17 protein-coding genes and 1 riboswitch are annotated in these 19309 nt (G+C 64.8%); of the genes, 6 read left to right on the plus strand and 11 right to left on the minus strand.

All coding sequences use genetic code 11. The features are described from left to right. Positions 1–305: 305 nt before the first annotated feature. The 3 genes from BN2476_RS27615 to BN2476_RS27625 form a co-directional block, all read right to left on the minus strand. A complete protein-coding gene (locus BN2476_RS27615; protein ID WP_087737402.1) occupies positions 306–1490 on the minus strand; it encodes a porin in 1185 nt (394 codons plus the stop codon). A 104-nt stretch (positions 1491–1594) separates the two neighbouring features. Beyond that, positions 1595–4069 carry a glycoside hydrolase family 31 protein gene (locus tag BN2476_RS27620; protein WP_087737403.1) on the minus strand — a complete coding sequence of 825 codons (2475 nt, stop codon included), beginning with the start codon at positions 4067–4069 and terminating at the stop codon, positions 1595–1597. Between the two features lie 23 nt (positions 4070–4092). Beyond that, positions 4093–5388 carry an MFS transporter gene (locus tag BN2476_RS27625; RefSeq protein WP_087737420.1) on the minus strand — a complete coding sequence of 432 codons (1296 nt, stop codon included), beginning with the start codon at positions 5386–5388 and terminating at the stop codon, positions 4093–4095. 420 nt (positions 5389–5808) lie between these two features. On the opposite strand from BN2476_RS27625, the gene BN2476_RS27630 reads away from it, so the two are divergent. Continuing rightward, complete coding sequence (locus BN2476_RS27630) at positions 5809–6714, plus strand: 2-hydroxy-3-oxopropionate reductase (protein ID WP_087737404.1); 906 nt, start codon at positions 5809–5811, stop codon at positions 6712–6714. Between the two features lie 318 nt (positions 6715–7032). Here the strand turns inward: BN2476_RS27630 and BN2476_RS47295 are convergent, their stop codons facing one another. Beyond that, positions 7033–7200, minus strand: coding sequence for a hypothetical protein (locus BN2476_RS47295; RefSeq protein ID WP_162849269.1), 168 nt, complete (start codon positions 7198–7200; stop codon positions 7033–7035). 178 nt (positions 7201–7378) lie between these two features. Between BN2476_RS47295 and BN2476_RS27640 the strand changes: the two genes are divergently transcribed. Then, complete coding sequence (locus BN2476_RS27640) at positions 7379–8296, plus strand: glutathione S-transferase family protein (protein WP_235850988.1); 918 nt, start codon at positions 7379–7381, stop codon at positions 8294–8296. Between the two features lie 141 nt (positions 8297–8437). Continuing rightward, entirely contained in the window at positions 8438–9088 is a 651-nt protein-coding gene (locus BN2476_RS27645) for a LysE family translocator (protein WP_087737406.1), read from the plus strand. A 57-nt stretch (positions 9089–9145) separates the two neighbouring features. Here the strand turns inward: BN2476_RS27645 and BN2476_RS27650 are convergent, their stop codons facing one another. From BN2476_RS27650 to BN2476_RS27660, 3 genes are all read right to left on the minus strand, one after another. Beyond that, positions 9146–11491, minus strand: coding sequence for a putative bifunctional diguanylate cyclase/phosphodiesterase (locus BN2476_RS27650; protein WP_087737407.1), 2346 nt, complete (start codon positions 11489–11491; stop codon positions 9146–9148). A gap of 90 nt (positions 11492–11581) precedes the next feature. Further along, the gene (locus tag BN2476_RS27655; protein ID WP_087737408.1) at positions 11582–12415 is read right to left on the minus strand and encodes a class II glutamine amidotransferase; all 834 of its coding nucleotides are present in this window, start codon (positions 12413–12415) and stop codon (positions 11582–11584) included. 113 nt (positions 12416–12528) lie between these two features. Continuing rightward, positions 12529–13194 carry a MarC family protein gene (locus BN2476_RS27660; protein WP_087737409.1) on the minus strand — a complete coding sequence of 222 codons (666 nt, stop codon included), beginning with the start codon at positions 13192–13194 and terminating at the stop codon, positions 12529–12531. Between the two features lie 135 nt (positions 13195–13329). On the opposite strand from BN2476_RS27660, the gene BN2476_RS46600 reads away from it, so the two are divergent. Genes BN2476_RS46600 through BN2476_RS27670 form a run of 3 tightly spaced genes read left to right on the plus strand, consistent with a single transcriptional unit; the run spans position 13330 to position 15199 of the window. After that, the gene (locus BN2476_RS46600; protein WP_160111760.1) at positions 13330–13470 is read left to right on the plus strand and encodes a hypothetical protein; all 141 of its coding nucleotides are present in this window, start codon (positions 13330–13332) and stop codon (positions 13468–13470) included. Positions 13471–13517: 47 nt separating this feature from the next. Continuing rightward, on the plus strand, positions 13518–13730 hold the full coding sequence (locus BN2476_RS27665; RefSeq protein WP_087737410.1) for a DUF3311 domain-containing protein: 213 nt from the start codon (positions 13518–13520) through the stop codon (positions 13728–13730). Then, positions 13727–15199 carry a sodium:solute symporter family protein gene (locus BN2476_RS27670; protein ID WP_087737411.1) on the plus strand — a complete coding sequence of 491 codons (1473 nt, stop codon included), beginning with the start codon at positions 13727–13729 and terminating at the stop codon, positions 15197–15199. Before BN2476_RS27665 ends, BN2476_RS27670 begins: the two co-directional genes overlap by 4 nt. Positions 15200–15254: 55 nt before the next feature. On the opposite strand, the gene cobM is transcribed toward BN2476_RS27670, so the two are convergent. Genes cobM through cbiE form a run of 4 tightly spaced genes read right to left on the minus strand, consistent with a single transcriptional unit; the run spans position 15255 to position 19027 of the window. Next, the gene (gene cobM, locus BN2476_RS27675) at positions 15255–15983 is read right to left on the minus strand and encodes a precorrin-4 C(11)-methyltransferase (protein ID WP_087737412.1); all 729 of its coding nucleotides are present in this window, start codon (positions 15981–15983) and stop codon (positions 15255–15257) included. A gap of 1 nt (position 15984) precedes the next feature. Beyond that, entirely contained in the window at positions 15985–16728 is a 744-nt protein-coding gene (locus tag BN2476_RS27680) for a cobalt-precorrin-6A reductase (protein WP_087737413.1), read from the minus strand. Beyond that, entirely contained in the window at positions 16725–17816 is a 1092-nt protein-coding gene (locus tag BN2476_RS27685) for a cobalt-precorrin-5B (C(1))-methyltransferase (RefSeq protein ID WP_087737414.1), read from the minus strand. Before BN2476_RS27685 ends, BN2476_RS27680 begins: the two co-directional genes overlap by 4 nt. After that, the gene (gene cbiE / locus BN2476_RS27690) at positions 17816–19027 is read right to left on the minus strand and encodes a precorrin-6y C5,15-methyltransferase (decarboxylating) subunit CbiE (RefSeq protein ID WP_087737422.1); all 1212 of its coding nucleotides are present in this window, start codon (positions 19025–19027) and stop codon (positions 17816–17818) included. Before cbiE ends, BN2476_RS27685 begins: the two co-directional genes overlap by 1 nt. Before the next feature lie 83 nt (positions 19028–19110). Beyond that, a riboswitch (cobalamin riboswitch) is annotated at positions 19111–19286 on the plus strand. Positions 19287–19309 lie beyond the last annotated feature (23 nt).

Below are 19309 nucleotides of genomic sequence, written 5' to 3' on the forward strand. Positions count from 1 at the left end.
AACTGGCTCCACGTCCGAGGGTAGTCGACGCCGGCGGTCGGGGTAGGCTGGAATTCGCTCACACCGACATTTTCTCTCAGGTGGTGCTAAGTGGATAGCCCTTATATCCATACAGGGTTTTATGCAATTGGCCGGAGACGTCATTTGCGCATCAGTGCGTGAAGGTCAGTCCGAAGGACGCCGCTGCGCGGAGCAGTCTACCGCGCTCACCCGGCACGCGGACAAACAACAGCCGGGTCGTCGCAATATCGCGACGCCCGGCTGGACAAATGGCGCAAACGATTGCTGCGCCAAAAACGAGGCCGTCAGAACGCGTGCCGGATGCCGACCATCCCGACGAACTGTGACGGCCCCGACGACGGCGTCGTGTTCTGCGAATCGCCGACCACGGCCACGGCATCGGCGATCGTTGTGCCCGAGCCCGACGCGATCCGTGATTTGCCGCGCGCCAGCTGATAGGCCTCGAGCGCATACAGCGTCGTGCGCTTCGACAGGTTGTAGGTCTGCTCGAGCGAAATCTGGTGATACTGCGCCGGATCGTCGATGCCGTTCGCCTTGCTCGCGCGCGTGTAGCTATAGCCGATGCCGGCGATCACGGCCGGCGTAAAGCGGTAGGTCGCGATCGCGCCGTACGTGTTGAACACCGCCTCGCTCGCGAACAACGAATGCGAGCCGGGCGCGTATTGCACGTTCGAGTAGTTCACGCCGATCATCAGATCGTTGAAGTTATAGCGGGCGGCCGCGGCGATCATCTGCGTGCTGCTCGCCGTCGCGTAGCCGTTGTTGACGGGCGAATTGATCGCGAAGCTGCCGAGCGACTGGCTCGTCGCGATGTCCTTCAGCTTCACGTAACCCGCCGCGACCGAGAACGCCTGGTAGTCGTAGCGCAGTGCCGCACTGAAGTTGCTGCCGCTCGTGACGCTGCCCGGCACGCCGCCCAGCACGTACTGCGCGCCGAAGGTCAGACCGGCAATGTTCGGCGACGCATAGCTGATCGAGTTGTTGAAACGCAGCGTGGTGTCGAGCGCGTCGAGATCGCCAGGGTGCGCGCCCGTTGCGCCTGTCAGCACGCCCGTCGGCCCCAGCGCCCCAACCATGTTGAAGTACGGCGTGTACTGTCGGCCGAGCGTCACCGTGCCGTACTTGTCGTTGCTCAAGCCGACGTAGGCTTGCCGGTTGAAAATGAAGCCCGCGCTGCTTTGCGCGCCTGTCAGCGAGTTGAAGCCGCTTTCGAGCCGGAAGATGACCTTCGTGCCGCCACCGATATCTTCGGCCCCTAGCAGACCGAACTTGCTCGCCTGCAGGTTGCCCTGGCTCATGTAGAAGTTCGCGTGGCCGCGCTGATTGCTGACGTAGCTGAACGCGTTGTCGACGACGCCGTACAGCGTGACGCTGCTTTGCGCTAACGCGCCCGTCGAGAGCATGGCGCCCGCGATCGGCAGGCATGAGAGGGCCAGTGCACGCGTGCGCGTGCGCTTCGAAGTTTTCATTGCTTGTCAGTCTCCCTGATTGGAAATAGGACCTGTGGGTCAGGCCGGTCGTTTATTCATCGAGCGATACGTTGCGCGATTTGATTGGCGATACGTTGCGCGATTCATTGGGCGAGCCGCAGCGTCAGACGCCGCCAGCCGTCCACGACCGAATCGCCGATGACTTCGCCGTTTGCACAGTGGGCCGTGCGTGTATCGGACGCAGGCACGCTGAGTCGAACCTCGTGCTGTACGAACGGCATCTGCCCTTCGCGGTCGATGAAAATGCGCAACGTATTGGCGTCGCTCGCGATCGTCACGTTCCAGCGCCCTTGCGCGCCCTCGCGCCACGCTTGCGTTTCGCCGTCGTCTTCGACGCAGCCGCCTTGTGCCGTGCCGACGCCTGCGAACGGTAGCGCGATGAACGCGCGCTCGTCGGCGGGTTGCGCGAAGTGCTGTTCCGCGATATTCAACGGAATCACACTGCCTTCACGCAGCAGCATCACCGGTTGCTCGAACGGCGCGGGCAATCTGACGCTCCGTCCGCCATCGAATACCTCGCCGCTCCAGTACGACGCCCAACGCGCGCCCGCCGGCAACCAGACTTCGCGCTCGCGCTGTGCTTGCTCGACGACAGGCGCAACGAGCAGCGACCGGCCGAGCATCATGTCGTCGCCATCGTCGAGGCAGCGCGGATCATTCGGAAACTCCGCGAACATCGGACGCAGCACCGGTTCGTACGAACGGTGCGATTGCCACAGCAGTTCGTACAGGTACGGAATGAGCCGATAGCGCAGCTTGATGAGAGCGGCGATCTGGCTCGTCACTTCGGGATACATCCACGGTTCGTTGACCGTGCCGTCGTCGTTCCACGAATGGATGCTGAAACGCGGCAGGTAGATGCCGAACGCGACCCAGCGCACGAGCAGTTCCGGTGTGGGAGCGGGACCGGAGAATCCGCCGATGTCGTGTCCGCTGTTCGACACGCCTGACATCGCGAGACCGAGTCCCATCTTCAGGTTGTAGCGCAGCGTTTCCCACGACGTGAAGTTGTCGCCGGACCAGGTCTGCACATAGCGATGCATGCCGACGCCACCAGAGCGTGACACGAGAAACGGCCGCTTGTGCGGCGCATGTTCGCGTTGCGCGTCGCGTGATGCGCGCATCATCAGTTGCGTTTGCAACACCTTGGCTTCGCGTGCCGGGAACGGCTGCCCGAAACCGTGCGCCATCGCATCCGGCGTCCAGATCTCGAACTCGTTGTTGTCGTTCCACGTCGACGCAATGCCATAGCGCAGCAAGCTGTCTTTCACGCGCGCCTTCCACCAGGCTATCGTCGCGGGATTCGTGAAGTCGAGATACGCGCCGACTTCGTCCCAGAACTGCACCCACGCGGGCTCGCCGTCGCGCGCCTCGATCAGCAGACCCGCTTGCGCCGCTTCGCCGAATGCCGGATGGTCTTGCAGCAGACACGGCTTGATGTTCGCGCACAGCCGCACGCCCTCGCGCAGATAACCCTGCACGAAGCCGTCGATATCTGGAAACTTCTCGCGATTCCAGTTGAACACGTAACGCTTCGCGCCAATCGACGTATAGCCCGACGACAGATGGAACGAATCGCACAGCACATCGTGCTCGCGGCAGCGTTCGATGAATTCGCCCATGCGGCGCTGCGCGTCGGGCGCGTCGGTGTAGCTCATCGTCGAGCCGGAATAGCCGAGCCCCCACTTGGGCATCCACGCGGGCCGGCCCGTGAGCCATGTGAACCGGCGCACCGCGTGCAGCGGCGTATCCGCCGACGCGATGAAGTAATAGTCGAGATCGCCGTGCTCCGCGACGAAATGCCGGTAGTGCCCATGGTAATTGTCGAGCTCACGGCCCATGTCGAAGCGGCAATCGGCGAGCGTGTCGTAAAAGAGGCCGAAGCCCATCGACGTCTGCGGTTGCCACGTCACGTAGAACGGGATGTGCTTGTAGAGGGGATCGGTCGTGCGCGCGCTGTAGCCCATCGCGTCGATGTTGCGCATTTCGTAGCTCTGGTTCGCGCGATCGAGCGCGCCCGCCCGCTCGCCGAGACCGACGTACATCTCGCCGCGCTGTCTCTCGACGTAGTGATACACGCGCTCGTCCCACCAGCCGTAGTTGTACGCCTGGGTCTTGCGGTCGTTCATCACGTGATGCCAGATGCCGTCGCGCGCGATCTCCCACGAGCAGAAGCCGCCGTCCAGCGCGACCGTCAGACGCACGCGCGCCGTTTCGACGACGGCACGCTTCGCATCGCTATCGAAACGGAACGCGACGGGCGCGAAGCCGCTCATGTCGCGCCGGTCACGCCCCTCCAGTGGCACGTCTTCGATGCCCGGCGCGATCGACCACGTGCGCGGCCCTTGCAGCGCGCCCTTCGGCAACACCAGCACGTGGATGATGTCGTCGGCCAGCACGAACAGTTCGATTCGCGCACCATCGGCCGCGTCGAGGACGATCGGGTTGGCGGCGTGTCGCGGAACGGGAGCGGACGCCGGAGCGGCCCCCAATGCGGACCCCGAAGCAGGCACCGGTGCGGAGACCGAAAAACGCGGTCGATTTTTCAACGTAGCCATGATGTGTATCCAGATCAGTCAGTTCACGCCGCGCTGCTCGCGCCGTTTTCGACGCGATGCAGGCGGGCGTCGCGCGACACGCCGCGCATCAGGATGACGAGCAGCGTCGCGCCGATCAGGTCGAAGGCGCCGAGCGCGCCGAAGAGCGGCGTATAGCCGATCCTGTCGGCGAGCGCGCCCACCATCAGCGAGAAACCAAGCCCGCCGATCCATGCAGCCATGCCCGCAAAACCCGCGGCCGTGCCGACTTCGCCGGGCTCGAACACGTCGGCGGCAAGCGTGTTGACGAGCGCCGAAATCATCTGGTGCGCGAAGCCGCCCACGCAGAAGAGCGCGATGGCCTGGTACGGCGACGCGACGAGCCCGATGCATGCCGGACCGATCATCATGAACGCGCCGAGCACGACGCCCGCGACACGCGACCAGATCAGCGGCACGCGCAAGCGCTTCATCAGGAACGGCGACAGGTAGCCGCCGAACAGTCCGCCCACGTCCGCGGCGAGAAACGGCAGCCACGCGAACAGCGCGATCTGCTTCAGGTCCATGTGACGCTCGGTGGCGAGATACAGCGGAATCCAGAAGCTGAAGGTTTGCCATGCGGGCTCAGCGAAGAAGCGCGCCTGCGCGATCGCCCAGAAACGGCGCGTACCGAGCACTTCGCGGATGCGTCGCCTGTCCTGCGCATGAGCGGCAACGGGCGTCTGCCCTTCGATGATCGCCATGCGTTCGTTGTCGCCGATCCGCGCGTGGTCGGAGGGTGCGCGATAGAACAGATACCAGATGGCCGCCCACGCGAAACCCAGCGCGCCTGTCACGGCAAACGCGCTTTGCCAGCCGTAGCGCAGCGACAGGAACACGACGAGCGGCGGCGCGAGCAGTGAACCGAGCGACGTGCCCGCATTGAAGTAGCCGACGGCCACCGACTTCTCGCGGTTCGGAAACCATTCCGCGACCACCTTCATGCCCGCCGGAATCGCGACCGCTTCGGACAGGCCCATCAGCCCGCGCAGCGCGGCAAGCGATAGCCAGCCGCTCGCGAGGCCGTGCAGCATGCCCGTCGCCGACCACAGGCACGCGAACAGCGCGAAGCCCAGACGAAGTCCGATCAGATCGATCACGAGCCCGCAGACGGGCTGCATGATCGTGTAGCCAATCTGAAACGCGCCGACGACATACGAATACTGCTGGGTATTCATGTGCAGCAACGTCTTCAGCTCGGGTGCCATGACGCCGAGCGCGTTGCGCGACAGGTAGTTCACGATGGTCCCCGCGCACACGAGCGCGATGATCCACCAGCGCAGGCCAATGATTGTTTTCAACTCTGTCTCCTGTTCGAACCGGAATCTGGGCCGCCCGGCCTGGCCGCCGATCCGATGTGCGAATTCGAACATTGGATCTGCATTTATCATCGGTCATCGTATCACTCGACGAGCTGTAGGATACCAGGGAAAACGATGTAGTACATCGAATAAATCGACGGAAAATCCCGTCAGATGGCCGCGTTGCACGATTCGTGTGCGACTGCGTTGCGAAAGGACAAGAGCGTCCAAGCTACCTCTCGATGTTCATTCGAACATCGGATTGTTCTTTTACGCGTTCGCGCGAACATGGAAAGCGCAGGACTGCGCTCAGGAAAGTCACCGGCAAGACGTGGCGGCAATGCGGTTCCATAGGCATTTCGCGCCGCGCTCGCTAAGCTGAATGCGCACATTGCCCGAACATCGAATCCGGAGGACGTCATGTCTCAGACACTCAAAGCCGGCTTTATCGGACTTGGCATCATGGGCCGTCCGATGGCGGAAAACCTGCGCAAGCATAACGTCGCGCTCGCCGCCTACACGCGCAGCGGCGTGCCCGACGAACTGAAACAGGCGGGCGTCGTCGCTTGCGACAGCGCCGCCGACGTCGCCGCGCAAGCCGACGTGATCTTCATCATGGTGCCCGACACGCCCGACGTCGAACGCGTGCTGTTCGGCGAGAACGGCGTCGCGGACAGCCTGCGCGCGGGACAGATCGTCGTCGACATGAGCTCGATTTCGCCGATGGCCACGCGCGGTTTCGCGGCCCGCGTGCGCGACAAAGGCGCGGACTATCTCGACGCGCCCGTGTCGGGCGGCGAAGTCGGCGCGAAGGCCGCGTCGCTGACGATCATGGTGGGCGGCTCGCAAGCCACCTTCGACAAGGTCAAGCCGCTGCTCGACATGATGGGCAAGAACATCTCGCTGATCGGCGAAGTCGGCGCGGGCCAGGTGTGCAAGGTCGCGAACCAGGTGATCGTCGCGGCGACGATCGAAGCGGTCGGCGAAGCACTGCTGCTGGCGTCGAAGGCGGGCGTCGATGCGGAAAAGGTTCGGACCGCGCTGATGGGCGGCTTCGCATCGTCGCGCATTCTCGAAGTGCACGGCGAGAGGATGACGAAGCGCACGTTCAATCCGGGTTTCCGGATCGAGTTGCATCAGAAGGATCTCAATCTCGCGCTGTCGACGGCCCAGGCGCTCGGCGTGCCTCTACCGGCCACGTCGACGTGTCAGATGCTGTTCAACGCGTGCACGGCGCATGGCGGCAAGGCGTGGGATCACTCGGGCATGGTGCGCGCGCTCGAAATCATGGCGAACCATGAAATCGGCCAGAAAGTGAAAGGATGACACACATGCGCTCTTTTGAGATACGTCATCGTACAAGTAGATGTACCCAAACAATGCAACAGGAATAAACTTTCCTTAACCTTTCTTTTTTCTTTCGATTTAGACTACCGCCACCCTGTCAAAACCAAGGAGCGCTACATGCGGAATCTGGGCGGTTTCATGCAAGGTGCGGTTGCGTTGGGCGGCTGCATCGGGCTGTACACGATGATCGTCTGCCTCGTCGAGCTGTTCAACGGCTGATCGCCCGATCAGCGCTGGAGACCACGCAACAAGCAAATAAGCAAAGAGAGCCGTCGCGCGCCGACGGCTCTTTCATTTTCAGTCCTGTTCGACCGCTTCGTCTTCTTCCTTCATCGCCCTCACCCGCTCGGCGAAATCCAGCAGCGCAGCGAGCGATCCATGCACGCTGTGATATTCCTGCCGCCCGATCCTCGCCTCGAGCACGACGGTCATTCCCGCTTGTCGCGCTACGTCGATGATGTCCATGTGAGCCTCCGTATCCGCTTGCATCCTCAATCGCCTGGGGCCGTCAAAAGCGGCGTCCTTGATATCGATTGTATGAAGCGGGCGCAAGACATCAATCGCATGCACAGGGAATCTCTGTTCGGCTGAAGGCAACAATGCGCGGCGCCCGTTGGCACGGTTCGGCGCGCAAGCGACGCGTATGAGCGACATGCCCGGCCCCGAGCGTCCCACGGCGTGTCCGCGTCCCTGTACGATTGCCGTTGCCGCGACACGCGGCGCGGAAGGCGCAACGGCGAAGCATCGTCGTTCGCAACCACGAAGGCACGAGGGGAAGCTCATGATCGTGTACAAGTTCGGAGACGGTTCAGGCGCGATGCCACCCGATCTCAGCCCGTTTGTCGTGAAGCTCGAAACGTGGCTGAGATTCTCAGCCATTCCGTACGAAGGACGGATCGGCAGTCTCAACGCGATGCCGAAGAAAAAGCTGCCCGTCGCGGTGATCGACGGCGTGACGATTAGCGACTCGTCGGCGATCATCGACTATCTGCAACGACGTCACCCGGACGCGCTGAGCGACACGCGGCTCGATCGCGTGCAGCGCGCGCAATCGGCGGCGATCAAGGCGCTGCTGGAGACGCATCTGTATTTCGTGATCGTCTATTTGCGCTGGGCCGTCGACAGCAACATGGCCATGTACCGGCCATATCTGATCGAATACGCACGGCTGACCGCGCCGCCGCCCGCGCGTGCGCTGATCGGCATGGTGGCGCCCGCCGTGATACCCGTCATTCGCGGCAAGGTGCTGCGCCAGGTGTGGGAACAGGGGATAGCACGGCATAGCTATGACGAAATCGTGCGAATGGGCATCGACGCGTGGCAGGCCATCGCGGACCTGCTCGGCGATCAGCCATATCTGCTCGGCGACGAAGCCTCGACAATCGACGCGACATGCTTCGCGTGGATTCACACGACGGCCATGCATGCGTTCGACAGCCCGGTACGCGATTTCGTCGCAAAGCATCCTGCGCTGATGGCGTATCACGAGCGGATCGCGCAGCGCTGCTGGCCGGAGCTTGCGAAGGCGTCGCGCGGAGGCCGAAGCGGATCGAGTGCCTGAAGAGCCTGCACCGCGCGCCGACTGTGCAGAACCGTCCGGCGCAACCCGTTCCTCTGGCCTGCCTTGCATCCGTCGAACTGTCTATTCCTCGCGCGGCGTGGACCTCGGACAATCACCCGATCCTCCACCCACGGCGCGCCCATGACCAGCATTCCGCTTCTTTCCGCGAACATCTCCGCGAACCTGCTGTTTGCTTATTCCGCGTACTTCGTCGGCACGGCGAGCCCCGGGCCGAGCAACCTGGCCATCATGTCGATCGCGACGACGGATGGACGCAAGGCCGCGTTCGCCTTCGCGGCGGGTGTCGTCAGTGGGTCGTGCTTTTGGGCGATGCTGGCAGCGCTCGGCCTGTCGGCGGCGCTGCTCGCGTTTTCGGGCCTGATGGCCGGACTGAAAATTTTCGGCGGATGCTATCTGCTGTGGCTCGCGTTCAAGTCGGGCCGCTCGGCGCTGCAATCCACGCCTGCCAGAGCGCAGACGCCGAACGCGCATCTGTCGCTGCGCCGGCTCTATACGCGCGGCGTGCTGCTGCATCTGACGAACCCGAAGGCGATCCTCGTGTGGATCTCGGTCGTCGCGCTCGCATCGCCGACGCACGGTGGCGCACCGCACATGCTGACTACAGTCGCTGGATGCCTCGCGATCGGCATGCTCGTGTTCGGCAGCTACGCGGCGCTGTTCTCGACGCCGTTGGCGCGGCGCGTCTATCTGTCGATCCGCCGCTGGCTCGACGGCGGGCTCGCCGTCGTGTTCGGGCTCGCGGGCATCAAGCTGTTGACATCGCGCACCTGAGCGCGCGACACGACGGTTGCGCCTGCTGTTTCACCGGCGGCGCAAGCGCCGTTACCGTCAGATCCCCGCTCGCAAACGCTGCGCTTCGCGTGCGAACTCGCCTGCCGCCGCAGGCCGTCCGAACAGATACCCCTGCTGCCGTTCGCATCCGATCGAGCGCAAGAACGCCGCCTGCTCGTAAGTTTCGACGCCTTCCGCCGTCACGTTCATGCCGAGCGAGTGCGCCATCGCGACGACGGCATGCGTAATCGCCACGGCATCGCGATGCGCAGGCAAACCCGCGACGAACGACCGGTCTACCTTCAGGCTATGCAGCGGAAAGCGCTTCAGATACGACAGCGACGAATAGCCGGTGCCGAAATCGTCGACGGAAATGCGCACGCCCATCCGCGCGAGCGCCGACAGAAGCGGCATCACGGTGTCGGTGTCGCTCATCAGCACGCCTTCCGTGATCTCCAGTTCGAGCGCCGACGGGTCGAGCCCCGCGCGCTCCAGGCTCGAGCCGACGTGGTCGATCAGCTCGCCGCTGATCTGCCTTGGCGACAGGTTCACCGCGATCATCAGATGCGGTATCAGCGTCCCGCGCCACTCGACGGCCTGCCTGCACGCGTTCTCCAGCACCCAGCGGCCGATGTCGACGATGAGCCCTGTGTCCTCGGCGACAGGGATGAACTCGGCGGGCGACACGCTGCCCAGCTCGCCGTTATGCCAGCGCAGCAGCGCCTCGGCGCCGACGATGCGCCCCGTCGCCCCTTCGACGATCGGCTGATACGCGAGGCTCAGCTCGTCCGCGAGCAGCGCGCGCCGCAACGACTGCTCGATCGCGAAGCGCCGCTGCAGGCGCTGGCTCAGTTCGGCCGTGAAGAACTGGAAGTTGTTGCGGCCGCGCTGCTTCGCGTCGTACATCGCGGAATCGGCGTTGCGCATCAGCGTCGGCGCATCGCGTCCGTCATCGGGGAAGAGGCTGATGCCGATCGACGCGCCCAGGTAATACTCGTTGCCACCGACCGCGAACGGCTGCGCGATCGTATCGAGCACGCGCTGCGCGAGCGTCGTCAGGAACGACGCGTCGGCATAGTCGCCCGTCACGATCACGAACTCGTCGCCGCCGACGCGCGCGAGCGTGTCCTCGCTGCGCACGCAGGCCGACAGCCGCCCGGCGACGCTGCGCAGCAGCGCGTCGCCCGCTTCGTGGCCTGCGATATCGTTGACCTTCTTGAAGCCGTCGAGATCGACGAACAGCACGGCTAGTTTCGATACGGCCGGCTCAGGCGCGGCCGGTTGGGGCACGGAAGCACCGGACGCAATCGGCTGGCCTACGCCAGGCTCGCGCGGCGCCAGACACTCGCTCATCCTGTCCGCGAGATACGCGCGGTTATACAGCCCCGTCAGCGAATCGCGCGTGGCGAGCTGCTGCAATTGCGCGCGCGCGGCCCGCACGGCGCTGATGTCGTTGAACGAGATGAGCACGGCGCCCGGCTCGGTCTCGCCCGGCTTCACGATGGGCACGAGGTTCTCCGTGACCCAGATCGATTCGCCGCATGTCAGCTCAAGCCGGAGCGTCACGCCGACGAGCGGCTTGCCGGAGCGCAGCACGCGCTCCGTCGGCCGGTCGCCGGGCTCGACGTGCGAGCCGTCTTCCCAAAACGCGGCGCGCATCACCGTATAGATGCCCTGCCCGATCACGTCGTCCGTCGCGCGCAGCATGCGCCGCGCGCTCGGATTGCACGCGAGCACGATCCCTTCGCGCGACTGCACGACGATGCCTTCGTTCAGGTGATCGACGACGAGCCGGTGATGTTCCTCGCTCTGCGCGAGCCGCTTGCGTATTGCGTCCTGATGCACGGCAAGGCCGACGCTGTGGCCGATCTCGCTCAGCAGTTCCTGTTCGCTTTCGTTGGGACGCCGCACGTCGCGGTAGTAGACGCCGAATGCGCCGAGCACATGGCCCGCGTCGTCTTCGAACGGGATCGACCAGCACGCGCGCAGCCCGATCGGCAACGCGAGATGGCGGAAGTTGTCCCACAGCGGATCGTGTTCGATGTCGTCGACGATCACGAGACGCCGCTCGAACATCGCCGTACCGCACGAGCCCGTGGCCGGGCCGATCACCGCGCCGTCGATCGAAGCGCTGAATTGCGCCGGCAGCGACGGCGCCGCGCCGACGCGCACGGTCACGCCGTCGCTGTCGAGCACGAGAATCGAGCAGGAGGCGCCAACGCCCAGCAAGGTCTCGGCGCGGCGGCACACTTCCGCCAGCAGTTCGGGCAGCGGCGTGCTGCGCGTCAGAAGACGCAACACGGTCTGCTCCGACGCGAGCACGCCGGCGGCCAGGTCCGGCTCGTAGCGAGTGCATTCGGATGGCTTGTCAGTCGCTATGTCTGCGGTCACTCGACGACTCATGGTCGCACTCCCTCACGCGACAACGGCAGGCGGAAGCCCACCGCGCATCCGGGTTTACCTCTAATCGCATCTCGATCACAGCCACGCGCATTACGCCCGATGCGGATTGAAGATACGCCCTTCGATCCGGCCGAGCTTCGCGACGATCGCGACCGATTCAGGCACTTCCTCCCATAAGCCTTCCAGATCGACGAGCGGTTCCGACAGCACGAGAAACGCGTCGCGGCCGACGGCTGCGAGGCGCGGATCGTCGGGATACAGCTCCATCAGATGACGGATCGACGTGCTGTGATAGAGCGAGCGCGACTGCCGCTCACTCGAATAGCGCGCGGCGACGATCTGTTCGCCGTCGGTCGCGCAGACGGTCATGTTCAACGGCGCTTCGACGCCGTGCCGCTGCCCCGTCTCTTCGACGAAACGCGCCATGCGCTCCAGCGCCTGCACGGGTTCGATTTCGAGGCCGAAGGTCAGCGCGAGCAAGAACATCACTTCGGAATCGGTGGAGCCTTCGATCGACGCGAACAGATCGGGATCGATGCCGAGCATCAGGTCGCGCCGCACTTTCGGGTAGTCGCGCACGAGGCCGTTGTGCACGAAGAGCCATCGCCCGTGGCGGAACGGATGGCAGTTGGTTTCCTGCGATGGGGTATCCGTGGCCGCGCGGATATGCGCGACGAACATCGGCGCATGCACCGCGCGCGCGGTGTCGCGCAGGTTGCGGTCGCTCCATGCGGGCTGCGCGCAGCGGTAGCGAAACGGCAGTTCGGCGGACGAGCCGTACCAGCCGACGCCGAAGCCGTCGCCGTTGGTCGTCGTGTGTCCGAAGCGCGAATGAAGACTCTGATCGATCAGCGAATGCTTCGCCCTGAACAGCACGGCTTCGAGCTGTATCGGGTTTCCTCTATAAGCCAGCCAGCGGCACATGATCGGTCTCCTCGATGAAAACGCCTTCGCGCCCGCCCGTTTGAAGCGGCTCCTGCAACGGGCCGGCTGCCGTGCCCGCTCCGTTCACGGCGATCAGTTGCAATCAGTTGCACTCAGTTGTTCATGCGCGCAAGCGGCGCGAGAAACTCGGACAGCCCCGTCAGGATGATCTGCACGCCGATGCACAACAGCAGAAACGCCGACACGCGCAACGCGACTTTCGTCCCTTCCTTGCCGAGATAGCGGGCGAAGGTCGTCGCGTGGTTATACGTGAACCAGATCGCGAGCATGACCAGAAACGAAATCGTCACGGACGCAATCGACGACATCAGGAACTCCGACACCTTGTGGCTGCGGTTCGCGTTCAACGCGATCGCCGTCGCCATCGTGCCGGGGCCCGTGGTCAGCGGCACCGTCAACGGAAAGAAAGCCTTCGACATCGCGTTGTCGGGATCGACGGGTTTCACGGCTGCCTCGTTCGGCTGCTTCTCCGGTGCATTGAGCATATTCCACGCGCTGACGGCGACGGCAAGTCCGCCGCCGATACGCAACGCCTCCAACGAGATGCCGAAGAAATGCAGGATCGGCGTGCCGACGAAAAACACGACAAGCAGCACGACGAACGCGTTGATCGCCACACGCCTCGCGAGCGCGGCGCGTTCGCCTTCTGTCAGCGAATCGGTACGATCGACAAACACGAATGCAATCGCGATGGGATTGATGATGCTGATCAACCCCGTGAAGCCAAACAGAATCTCCGAAACCAGGCTTGAAATCATGTATGACCCACTCGATTGTGGTTGTGTTTTTTGCGCCGCGCCACCGTGCAGCTTGCAGCGCGGACTGTTTTAATGCAATGAAAATTGCGTGCGGCCCATGCGCGATTTTCATGCAATGCAGCACCGCGGAGATGCATGCCGGTCGATACGCAAGCCATGCGGGCATTGCGTTTGCACATCTCCCTTTCAATTTACCTGCGTATTTTTGACACCCTTTACCGGAATGGCGTGAAGGGCATACATTCGGTGCGCGGCACCTCAGTCATTGCTTCATGAAAAGACGTAAGCAGCGACCACCTCCATCCCATCCGAGGAGTTGTCCCATGTCATTTCGTCTGCTCGCCGTGCTGCCGTTCATCGGCATCCTGCTCGGCGTTCCGTTCGTCAACCGCGTCGAGCCGCTCGTGCTCGGCATGCCGCTCGTGCTTGCATGGATCGTCGCGTGGGTCGTGCTGAGCTCGCTCATCATGGCGATCATCTACCGGCTCGATCCCGCCAACCGGCATACGTCCGCCGGCGAGGAGGTGCGTTCATGAGCAGCGCACTCGTCATCATCGCCGCGATCACGCTCTTTGCGCTCTATCTCGGCGTCCGTGCACGGCACGGACACGACATGAGCCTCGAACAATGGACGGTCGGCGGCCGCAGCTTCGGCACCGCGTTCGTGTTCCTGCTGATGGCAGGCGAGATCTACACGACGTTCACGTTCCTCGGCGGAAGCGGCTTCGCCTATGGCAAGGGCGCGCCCGTCTACTACATCCTCGCGTACGGCACGCTCGCATATGTGCTGTCGTACTGGATGCTGCCGCCCGTATGGCGCTTCGCGAAGGCGCACCGGCTCGTGTCGCAGCCGCACTTCTTCACGCGCAAGTACGACAGCCATGCGCTCGGCGTGCTGGTCGCGATCGTCGACGTCGCCGCGCTGATCCCTTATCTCGTGCTGCAGCTCAAGGGGCTCGGCATCATCGTGTCGACGGCTTCGTATGGTGCGATCTCATCGTCGATGGCGATCTGGATCGGCGCGGCCGTCGTCACGATCTACGTGACCGTGTCGGGCGTGCGCGGCTCCGCGTGGAACTCGGTCGTGAAGGACCTGCTGATTCTCGCGATCGTGCTGTTCCTCGGCATCTATCTGCCGCTGCACTACTACGGCGGGCTCGGCCAGATGTTCCATGCGATCGACGCCGCGCGTCCCGACTTCCTCACGTTCCCCGAGAAAGGCTCGAGCGTCACGTGGTTCCAGTCGACGGTGCTGCTCACGGCGCTGGGCTTCTTCATGTGGCCGCACACGTTCGGCTCGGTGTTCACCGCGAAGGACGAGCGCATCTTCCGCCGCAACGCGATGGTCCTGCCGCTCTATCAGCTGATCCTGCTGTTCGTGTTCTTCGTCGGCTTCGCGGCCGCGCTGAAGGTGCCGGGCCTCAAGGGCGGCGACATCGACCTGTCGCTCTTCAAGCTGTCGCTGCAGACGTTCGACCCGTGGTTCGTCGGCGTGATCGGCGCAGCGGGCGTGCTGACGGCGCTCGTGCCCGGCTCGATGATCCTGACGACGGCCTCGACGCTGCTCGCCAACGATGTCTATCGCGGTCTCGTGCATCGCAACGCGCCGGATGAAACGGTCACTAAGCTCGCGCGGATCTTCGTGCCCGTCGTCGCGCTCGTCGCCGTGCTCTTCACGCTGCACGGCGGCGAGACGATCGTCGCGTTGCTGCTGATGGGCTACAACTTCGTCACGCAGTTGTTCCCGGCCGTGGTCTGCAGCATCGCGCCGCGCAATCGCGCGACGAAGCAAGGCGCGTTCTGCGGGATCGCGGTCGGCGTGGCCGTGGTCGCCGCGACGACGCTCTTCCACATGAGCGTCGGCCAGATGATGCCGTTCCTGCCCGATGCGCTGAAGGACGTCAACATCGGCTTCGTCGCGCTGGCGCTGAACGTGGTCGTGCTCGCGATCGTCAGCGCGTTGACTCAGCCGCAGCCGCAAGCGGAGCGCTCGCACGCGCACTGATTTTGCCGGGCCTGGTGCGTGCCGATGCAGGCGCGCATCGGGCCCGATGCGCGATTCAACCTTCCTTCGAATACAGCGTCGATTCCGCGAAATGCTCGGCATCGAGCACGCGGCCGACGAGTATCAGCGCGGTTCGTTCGATATCCGTCGCCTGCACCTTCGCGACGATATCGGCGAGCGTGCCCGTCACCTTCTCCTCATCCGGCCAGCTCGCGCGATAGATCACCGCGACGGGACAATCGCTGCCGTAGTGCGGCGTCAGCTCGTCGACGATGCGCGCGAGATGGCGCACGCCGAGATGGATCGCCATCGACGCGCGATGCCGCGCGAGATCGCCCAGTTGCTCGCCTTCGGGCATCGACGTCTTGCGTGCGTAGCGCGTGAGAATCAGCGTCTGCGATACGTCGGGCAACGTCAGCTCGACGCCGAGTGCCGCCGCGCACGCGGCCGTCGCCGTGACGCCCGGCACGATCTCATACGGAATGCCGAGCGCGCGCAGGCGCCGGATCTGCTCGCCGATCGCCCCATACAGCGAAGGATCGCCGGAATGCACGCGCGCGACATCCTGGCCTTTCGCGTGAGCCTCGGCCAGCAGCGCGACGATCGCGTCGAGATCGAGGTCGGCCGTGTTCACCACTTTTTCGGCGACGTTGCCGCTCAGCACGGCTTGCGGCACGAGCGAACCCGCGTACAGGATCACGGGACACGTGCGCACGAGGCGCTGCCCTTTAACCGTGATCAGTTCAGGGTCGCCTGGCCCCGCGCCGATAAAAAACACCGTCATTTCACTGCACTCCCTCTTCTTCGTTCAACGCGCCCAGCACCTGCTGCGGACTGTCGAATTCGCGATCGAATTCACCGCCCACTTCGGGCAGCAACGGACGCCGCGTCATGACCACAGGCGCTTTCCGTTCACGCGCGACGTCGAGCTTTGCGCGCGTCGCGTCGCCACCGCTGTTCTTGGTCACGAGGACGTCGATCGCGTTCAGCGCGAACAGCGCGCGCTCGCCGTCGATATCGAACGGGCCGCGCGCGTCGATGATGCGCGCGCGCTCGTTGCCCGGATGCGCGTCGAGGCAACGCACGAGCCAGAACTGATGCGGGGGAGTCTCGTCGAGATGCGCAAGCGGCTCGCGGCCCGATGTGAACAGCACGCGCCTGAACGGGCGGATCGCGTCGAGAATGCCGTTCCAGTCGTCGACCATGCGCCAGTCGTCGCCCGCTTGCGGCGTCCAGCCCGCGCGGCGCAACGCCCAGCGCGGCACCTGTGTCTCGCGGCATGCAGCCGCCGCGTTCGCGCTGATCCGCGCAGCGTACGGATGCGTCGCGTCGATCACAAGGCCGATGCCTTCATCGACGATAAAGCGCGCAAGACCTTCGCTGCCGCCATATCCGCCGACGCGCACCGCGCACGCGAGGCCTTCGGGCACGCGTCCGAGCCCTGCGAGGCTATAGACATGCTGCGGCCCGAGGTGACGCGCGATCTGCAGCGCGTCGCCCGTGCCGCCGAGCAAGAGCACGCGCTTCATCGCGCGGCTCCGACGATGTTGCCCTTGCGGTCGATCGCGAACATCTCGACCGCGACCGTTGAGGGCACGATCTCGCGCGCGACGTCGCGCGCACGCGCGCACACGATATCGCCGAGCGGCACGCCCTTCTTGAGCGCCATCGCAAGCGCCTCCTGGCTCGTATTCGCGCCGACGATCGCCGCCTGCAACGCGTCGTCGCTGGCATCGTGCTCCGCCGACCACGCGGCGAGCTGCGGCAGGTCGATGCTCGAGTTGCGGCTATGCAGATCGAGATGCCCCGCGGCCAGCTTGCTCAGCTTGCCGAAGCCGCCACACATGCTGAGCGTGTCGACGGGCGCGCGCTTCAGGTGCTTCAACACCGCGCCCGCGAAGTCGCCCATTTCGATCAGCGCGATATCGGGTAGCTGGTAGTACGCGCGCATCGCGTCTTCGCTCGCGTTGCCCGTGCAGGCGGCGATATGCTGGTAGCCGTTCGCGCGAGCAACGTCGATGCCCTGATGAATCGACGCGATATACGCCGAGCACGAGAACGGCCGCACGATGCCCGTCGTGCCGAGTATCGACAGCCCGCCGACGATGCCAAGGCGCGGGTTCATCGTCTTTTGCGCGAGCGCTTCGCCGTTCTCGACGCCGATCGCCACTTCGAAGCCGCCCGCGTAGCCATGCTCGGCGGCGAGATCGGTGAGATGAGCGGTCATCATCTCGCGCGGCACCGGGTTGATCGCCGGCTCGCCGACAGGCAGCGTGAGGCCCGCGCGCGTCACCGTGCCGACGCCCGGCGCCGCATGAAAGCGCACGCCCGGCGTATCGCTCAAGCGCACGCGCGCGAACACGACGGCACCGTGCGTGACGTCGGGATCATCGCCCGCGTCCTTCACGGTGCCCGCCTCCGCGCCGTCTTCCGTCAGGCGGCAGAACACGAGCGTCATCGGCACATGCTGGCCTTTCGGCAAGACGATCTCCGCGACGTCGCTGGCGATGCCGGTGAGCAGCAGGCGCGCCGCCGCCAGCGAGGTCGCCGTCGCGCAGCTTCCCGTCGTGTAGCCGCTGCGCAGCGGCGCGGGTTGTTCGGGTGTCTCGTCGCGCATCACGGTTTACGGGTGTCGAGTAGCGTGATGGGAAGCGCGGGACGCCACGTCTGGAAGCCGCCGAGCGGTTGCGCCTCGGCCAGCGCGACGCGCGTGAGCGTGCCGCCGTGCTGCGCGCGCCACGCAGTGAGCGCCGCTTCGCCTTCGAGCGTGACGGCGTTCGCGATCAGTCGACCGCCGCTTTTCAGCGCGCGCCAGCAGATGTCGAGCACGCCATCGGCCGTCACGCCGCCGCCGATGAAGATCGCGTCCGGTTCGGGCAGACCGTGCAACGCATCGGGCGCGCTGCCCGCGATCAATTGCAGTGCCGGCACGCCGAGCGCGTCGCGATTGTGCTCGATGAAACGCTGACGCTCGCTGTTCGCTTCGATCGCGATCGCGCGGCATGTCGGGTGCGCGCGCATCCATTCGATGCAGATCGATCCACAGCCCGCGCCCACGTCCCATAGCAGTTCGCCAGGCGCGGGCGCGAGCCGGCCGAGCGTCAGCGCGCGAACGTCGCGCTTGGTCAACTGGCCGTCGTGGCGATAGGCGTCGTCGGGTAGTCCGGGCGTAAGCGCGAGCTGAGGCGCCAATGCGTCGCGCCGGCATTCGAGCGCGATGACGTTCAGCGCCGCCGTTTCATTCATTTGCCACGACGCGGCGCGTGCGTCGATCAGACGTTCGGACGCGCTGCCCAGATGCTCCAGCACGACCATGCGCGTCGCGCCGAAGCCGCGCTCGGCGAGCCGCGCGGCGACGGCGGCGGGCGTCGCGCCATCGGCGCTCAGCACGAACACGCGCGCGCCGTCGTGCAGATGCAAGTGCAACGCGGCGAGCGGCCGCCCGACGAGCGATACCGTCGCAACGTCCTGCAGCGCCCACCCCAGCCGCGCGGCGGCCAGCGATACGGACGACGGCGCAGGCAGCACGCGCAATTCATCGGCGGGAAGATGGCGCGCAAGCGTCGCGCCGACGCCGTAGAACATCGGATCGCCGCTCGCGAGCACGCATACGCGCGCATCGTGCGCGTTGCGCTGAGCGAGCACGGCTTCGATATTGAACGGACGCGGCCACGGCTCGCGCCGCGCGGACAGGCAAACGGGCAGCATCGCCAGATGGCGCTCGCCGCCGTAGATCACCGACGCGTCGATCAGCGCGCGCCGCGCCGCCTTTCCGAGACCGGCAAAACCGTCATCGCCCATTCCCACTACGGTCAGCCAGGCCGGCATGCATCTTTCCTCATCGGATTGCAGAAAACGCCGCGGCGCGCCCTTTTCGAAGGCCGCGGCATCGTTGTGCTGTTCGAAAAAAGGCATAATACCCGCTCGCCGGTGCCTTTCGGGGCCTAAGAGGGAACACGTCGTCGTGACTGCCCCCGCAACTGTATGCAGCGAGTCCACGCCATTTTGCGCCACTGGTATCACCGGGAAGGCCGGCGTCGGACAGCGACCTGCTAGTCAGAAGACCTACCGGCCAACTGTTCGTGCCAGCCAACATCGGGCGGGGTGTAC

The organism is Paraburkholderia piptadeniae, assembly GCF_900007165.1.
In the GTDB taxonomy this organism is placed as follows: domain Bacteria; phylum Pseudomonadota; class Gammaproteobacteria; order Burkholderiales; family Burkholderiaceae; genus Paraburkholderia; species Paraburkholderia piptadeniae.